This window comes from Frankia sp. AiPs1 (assembly GCF_023716945.1).
GTDB lineage: Bacteria > Actinomycetota > Actinomycetes > Frankiales > Frankiaceae > Frankia.
This window is the reverse complement of record NZ_JAMQQF010000445.1, coordinates 1-5,061: the sequence shown is the minus strand read 5'-3', so window position 1 is coordinate 5,061 and position 5,061 is coordinate 1. Positions and strand designations below refer to the sequence as shown.

Genomic DNA, 5,061 nt, shown 5'->3' with positions numbered 1-5,061 from the left:
GCTCCGCGGTGCCGCCGAGGCCGGGCCGGCGGGCGGCGGCCAGCGTCACCCCGGGCGCGAAGTGGAACAGCACGGCGAGCTGGTGTCGTCCGCCGCCGCTGATTCGATCGGTGACGGTGAGGCCCTCCGCGTCGAGCCGCCAGGTGCGCCGGTGGACGGGCCGGCCGGGCAGGTGGCGGTAGCCGTCGTGCCCGGCGGTCAGGGTCGCCACCCCGTCGCGGTGGCGCATGGTGACCAGGGTGGGCCGGGCGCGGCGGCCGGCGCGGAACGCCCCCCAGACCTCGGTCGAGTCGACGCCGTCGATGGTGACGGTGCTGTGAGCGGCGGAGCCGCGCTCGGCGTCCCGGCGCTGCCCGGGCGCGTAGGTCGAGGTGCCCACGTCGACGAGCAGCGGGCGGCCGTCCAGCCACAGCAGGAAGCCGAGGGTGTCCGCGTGGGCGTGCGCCGGCAGGTCGTCGGGGCAGGGCAGGCCGATGTCCGCGAGCAGATGCCAGCCACCGGCGGTGAGCGCCGCCAGTCCACTGTCCGCCAGCAGCAGGCCGCCGGCCCGGCCCGGTTCCCCCGCGCCTGCGGCGGCCGGGACGCCGGGCCGGCTGCGAGCACGGGCGGGGCTGGCGGCGCCGCTGGGACGAGTGGCGCTGCCGTCGACGGCGGCATCGGTGGGGTCGCTGGCGGCGCCGGCGGCATCGGTGGGGTCGGTGGCGGCGCTGGCGGCATCGGTGGGGTTGGTGGTGGGGGTGGGGCTGCTGGCATCGGTGGTGCGCGTGGGCAGGCGCGCCTCGGGGCCGGGCGGGGGCGGCTGCGCCGGTACCGAGGGCAGCAGCCGGCGAAGCAGGTCGGGACGCACCGGGAACCCGTCGTTGAGAAGCGGCACCGTGCCGTCCGGACCGAGCACCGCGCCGAGCCAGCCCCGCATCCGGGTGATGGCCTCGAACAGCTCGGCCGGCACGGCCCACCCGCCCGCGGTGAGCAACCCGGCGACGTCGTCGAGGTCGGCGAGGACCTGGCAGTGGTAGGAAGGCGACCGCTCGTAGTGGCCTCCGTCGGCGAGCACCTGCCGGTGGGTCTCGCGCACGAGCTGGCCGACCCAACGGTGCAGCCCGCGCGGGTCGTCGTCGGCCACCGCCAGCGCGATCAGCGCCTTGTGGTTCTTCAGCAGGTGGTTGCCGCCGACGTCGGTCTCCAGGTGGGTCCGCAGGAACGATCGGTGGACGCCCAGATCGGCGCGCAGCACGTCCCGTGCGGGGGTGTCTCGGGCCAGCGTCGGGCCGAGCGCGCACAGCGTCCAGGCCCGCAGCGAGGCGACGTAGGGCGACCAGGCCACGGGATGGCCGACGGGGACCGCGGCACGCCAGCCGAGGTAGAGCCGTGCGAACAGGGCGCGCTCCCGATCGCCGCCGGGCGCCAGCACCCACGCCCAGTCCCAGTAGTGCAGGTGGTAGCGCCACAGCAGCGGGGCGTCGGTCTGCTCCCAGTCCCAACCCGCCGGATTGTCGTCCACGTCGCGGACGGGGCCGAGCGTGCCGATGGGGCCGAGCGTGCCGATGGGGCCGAGCGGGCGGGTGGGGCCGAGCGGGCGGGTGGTGTCGAGCGGGCGGGTGGTGTCGAGCGGGCCGGTGTGGCTCGGCGGGCTGGGGCGCCCGAGCGGGCGGGCATGGCCGAGCAGGGTCAGCCGGCCGCGGGCGAGCTCGTCGACGATCGGACCCGAGGGTGGGCACGTCTCGTCCACCGGGACGAACCCGGCCGGCCACTGCCCCGCCGACGGGCGGCCGCGCAGCATCGCCGCGGCCAGGTGGGGATGGCGGCGCAGCACGGAGCGCTGTCCGCGCAGCCGCGCGCGGGCGGCGACCTGACGTGGTCGCAGGCGTGCGACGGTGCGCAGGTAGCGACCGAGATCCGCCGATGGGCTCATGCGCCGTCCGATCCTCTCGCGGCGCCGGGTGGTCCGATTCGGCGCGCGGATGGGCCGTCCGCGGCATGCCGGGACGCGCCGGTCGGGCCGGCGGGTGTGGTCGGTGTGGCGGGTGTGGTCGGTGTGGTCGGGAAGGCGGGGATGGGGCGCTGCGTGGGGATCGGTGCTGCCCGCCTGGCACCCGGCGTGGTTCCGGCGGCTGCGCCGTCCCCGCCATCTCCGCCGTCTCCGCCGGGCTCAGCGGTGTCGCCGGGGGAGCCGGTGCGAGCGTCGCGGCCGGCGCGGATGAATGCGCCGATGGTGAGTTCGTACCAGGCGTAGTAGAGGCAGAACAGCAGCCCCTGCCGGCCGTCACGCCAGCCGGCCCGCAGCAGGTACATGTAGCAGAACAGGGCCGCCGGCTTCGCCGGGACGAGCGGGAAGACGACGTCCTTGGCGACGGTGCGGCTCAGCGGGCGGGTCGAGCGGCCGGGACGACGGATCTCGCGGCGGACGCGGGAGATGCGGGAGATGCGCTCGCGCAGGGTCGGCTGGGCCGCGCGGCGCTGCGCCTCCAGCTCGGCGTAGCGCACGTGCTTGTGCAGCCAGGCGACGAGGCCCTTGCGGTCCTCGTCGATCAGGTCGGCGGCCAGGCGCGCGACCGGACCGGCCACGATGGCCCGCTCGCCGTAGTTGACGCTGTCGTCGAAGGAGGCGGCCCGCCGGTCGAGCAGACGGGCCTGCCAACTGTTGGCGTACCACCCGCTGTGTGCGATCCACCGGCCGTCGAACACGAACCGGCGCCGCTGGCTGTAGGCGACGCACTCCTCCGTACCCAGCCGCCCGGCGATCTCGGTGGCGAGTGCGGTCGAGACCCATTCGTCGCTGTCGAGGAAGAACACCCAGTCGTGGTTGACGTCCGGGGACGTCATGGCCTGCTGACGCTGGCCGGCGTAGCCCCGCCAGGGGATGTGCCAGATCGCGGCGCCGCTGCGGCGCGCGAGCTCGACCGTGCCGTCGGTCGAGCCGGAGTCGATGACGACGACCTGCTCGCACCAGCCGACGGAGCCGACCGCCCGGACGATGTTCGCCGCCTCGTCGCGAGCGAGGATGATCGCGGTCACCGGAACGGACCCCGGTGCGGGGACCGGGCCGACCGCGTCGTGCCCGCGGACCGCGTCGTGCCCGCCGGGCAGGCCATGTCGTGCAGCGTCATAGGGGACGGGCCAGCCGGCGCGGTCGCCGGAGGACGGGACCGGCCGGTGGGAGGCGGCGACGGGCGGCTGGCTTCGGGCGGTCACAGCGCCGGGACCTGCGCATCGAGCAGCCAGGTGAAGTAGTCCACGGGATCGAACGGGTTGGTGGGCTCGGGCGGCGGGGTCAGCGTGAGCGTGGCGTGCATCGCCGTCGCGAGGTCGTCGGCGGACTCGTCCCGGTACGGCACGAGCACCGGACCGGCCACCTCCGCGTTGTGCCCGGTGCCGCGGGCGATCACGGGCACGCCGGCCAGGCGGGCCTCGGCGAGGGGGTAGCCGAAGGACTCCGCCGTCGTCGGGTACAGCAGGGCGCCGGCCCGCCGTTGGTGGCCGCGCAGGGCGGTGGGGGTGAGCCGGCCGACGAAGCGCAGCGACGGGCAGTCGGCGAGACCCTGCTCCCGGGCCTCCGCGCCGGTCGCCGTGACCACGATCGACAGCGGCTCGCCGGTCTGCTCGGTGACCATCGCGGCGGCGGTGTCGGCCAGGCGCAGCAGCCGGCCCATCGGCTTGAACGAGGCGAACAGCACCGGGCACAGGATCGCCCCGCGGATGCGTTCGCCGGGCCTCGCCGGTGGCGGGGACAGCGGGTGCGGCCGGACGACCAGACGGTCGGCGAGGCCCGGCAGAGCGGTGAGGACCCGATCGGCCATCGACGACGCCGGCACGACTACGACGTCGGCGCGGCGGGCGAGCAGCCGCACGACGGGGACGGCCCGGGCGATGTCGGCGGGCAGCCCGCCGGGGAGCGCCCGGACCTCGGCCGGGGTGAGGAAGTGCAGGGCGTTGCGCAGCAGCACCCAGCGTTCGCTGCGGGTGGCGAGGTACCCGACGTTGTTCAGGGCGACGGTGCGCCGGTAGCGGCCGGGGCGTTCACGGCGGGCCAGCCAGCTCGGCGCGACTCGCCGGCCGCGGCCGATCAGGCGGACGCCGGCGCCGGGCCGCGGTGCGAGGAACCCGTCGAGCTCGGTCAGGAACCGCAACGCGCCGCCCATCTGCGCTCCCGCGCAGTCGACGAGGACCGGGCCGCTCGCCCGGTTCATCCGGATACCCCCGCAGGCACCGCGGCGGGCGGGCCCGTGGCCGCGGCGCCCGTCGACCGTCCGTCGCGGCGGGCGTAGAGGTATCCCGACGAGGCCCGGGCAAGATCCTGAACGCGACGAAGGTCGTTGCCGAGGAGGGTCACCTCGAACCCGTGCTGGCGCAGCCGCGCGACGAGGGTGGCCGGATCGCCGAAGCCGGGGTGCACCTCCATCACGAGCCGGCCGACCGCGTCCAGCCAGCCCGGCTCGTCGAACAGGGCGAACTCGGAGCCCTCGATGTCGAGTTTGAGCAGGTCGACCTCGTCGACGCCGCCGGACTCGAGCACCTGGGCCATCGTCAACCCCTCGACGTCGCCGTCCCAGTGGGTGGCGCCGTGCCGTGCCCGCGGGTCGGCGAACACCCCGCTCGACGGTCCGACCAGGGCATGCAGGAGTTGGATGCGATGGGAGACGCCGTTGGCGGCGGCATGGTTGGCGAACTCGGCGGCGAAGCCGCGCTGCGCCTCGACGGCGATGACGTCGGCCCCGGCCCGAGCCGCCAGCACGGAGAACAGGCCCTGGTTCGCCCCCAGATCGACGACGACCTCCCCGGCTGCCGGCGCGAATCCGGGCAGTGCGTGGTAGACCCCGCGGCAGTACATCTCCCGGGCGCCCCCGAACGCCCCGCCGGGCAGGGTGACCTGGACGCCCGGCAGCGGGCGGTAGGTGTGGCCGCCCCGGGCCATGGCCCGGTCGGCGGCGTCGAGGGTGCCGGTGCGCAGGACGGCCGGGGCGTGGCGGACGATCGCGGCACCGAAGCGCAGCGCGGTGGGGCCGCCGGCCACGGCGGCGACGGCGCGGACGTCGCCCATCAGCCGGCGTAGCCGGTCGGGCC

General features: G+C 76.1%; 4 protein-coding genes. All 4 read right to left on the bottom strand.

Features of this window, described 5'->3' with window-relative positions:
• A partial coding sequence (locus ND748_RS24925) for a heparinase II/III family protein (RefSeq protein ID WP_251748434.1) occupies positions 1 to 1,912 on the bottom strand: 1,912 nt, incomplete at its 3' end.
• On the bottom strand, positions 1,909 to 3,192 hold the full coding sequence (locus tag ND748_RS24920; protein ID WP_251748432.1) for a glycosyltransferase family 2 protein: 1,284 nt from the start codon (positions 3,190 to 3,192) through the stop codon (positions 1,909 to 1,911). The genes ND748_RS24920 and ND748_RS24925, both read right to left, overlap by 4 nt.
• Positions 3,189 to 4,187 carry a glycosyltransferase gene (locus ND748_RS24915; protein ID WP_251748430.1) on the bottom strand — a complete coding sequence of 333 codons (999 nt, stop codon included), beginning with the start codon at positions 4,185 to 4,187 and terminating at the stop codon, positions 3,189 to 3,191. The genes ND748_RS24920 and ND748_RS24915 overlap by 4 nt, the downstream gene beginning before the upstream one ends.
• Positions 4,184 to 5,061, bottom strand: an 878-nt coding sequence (locus tag ND748_RS24910; protein WP_251748429.1) for an FkbM family methyltransferase, incomplete at its 5' end; no start/stop codon positions are given. The genes ND748_RS24915 and ND748_RS24910, both read right to left, overlap by 4 nt.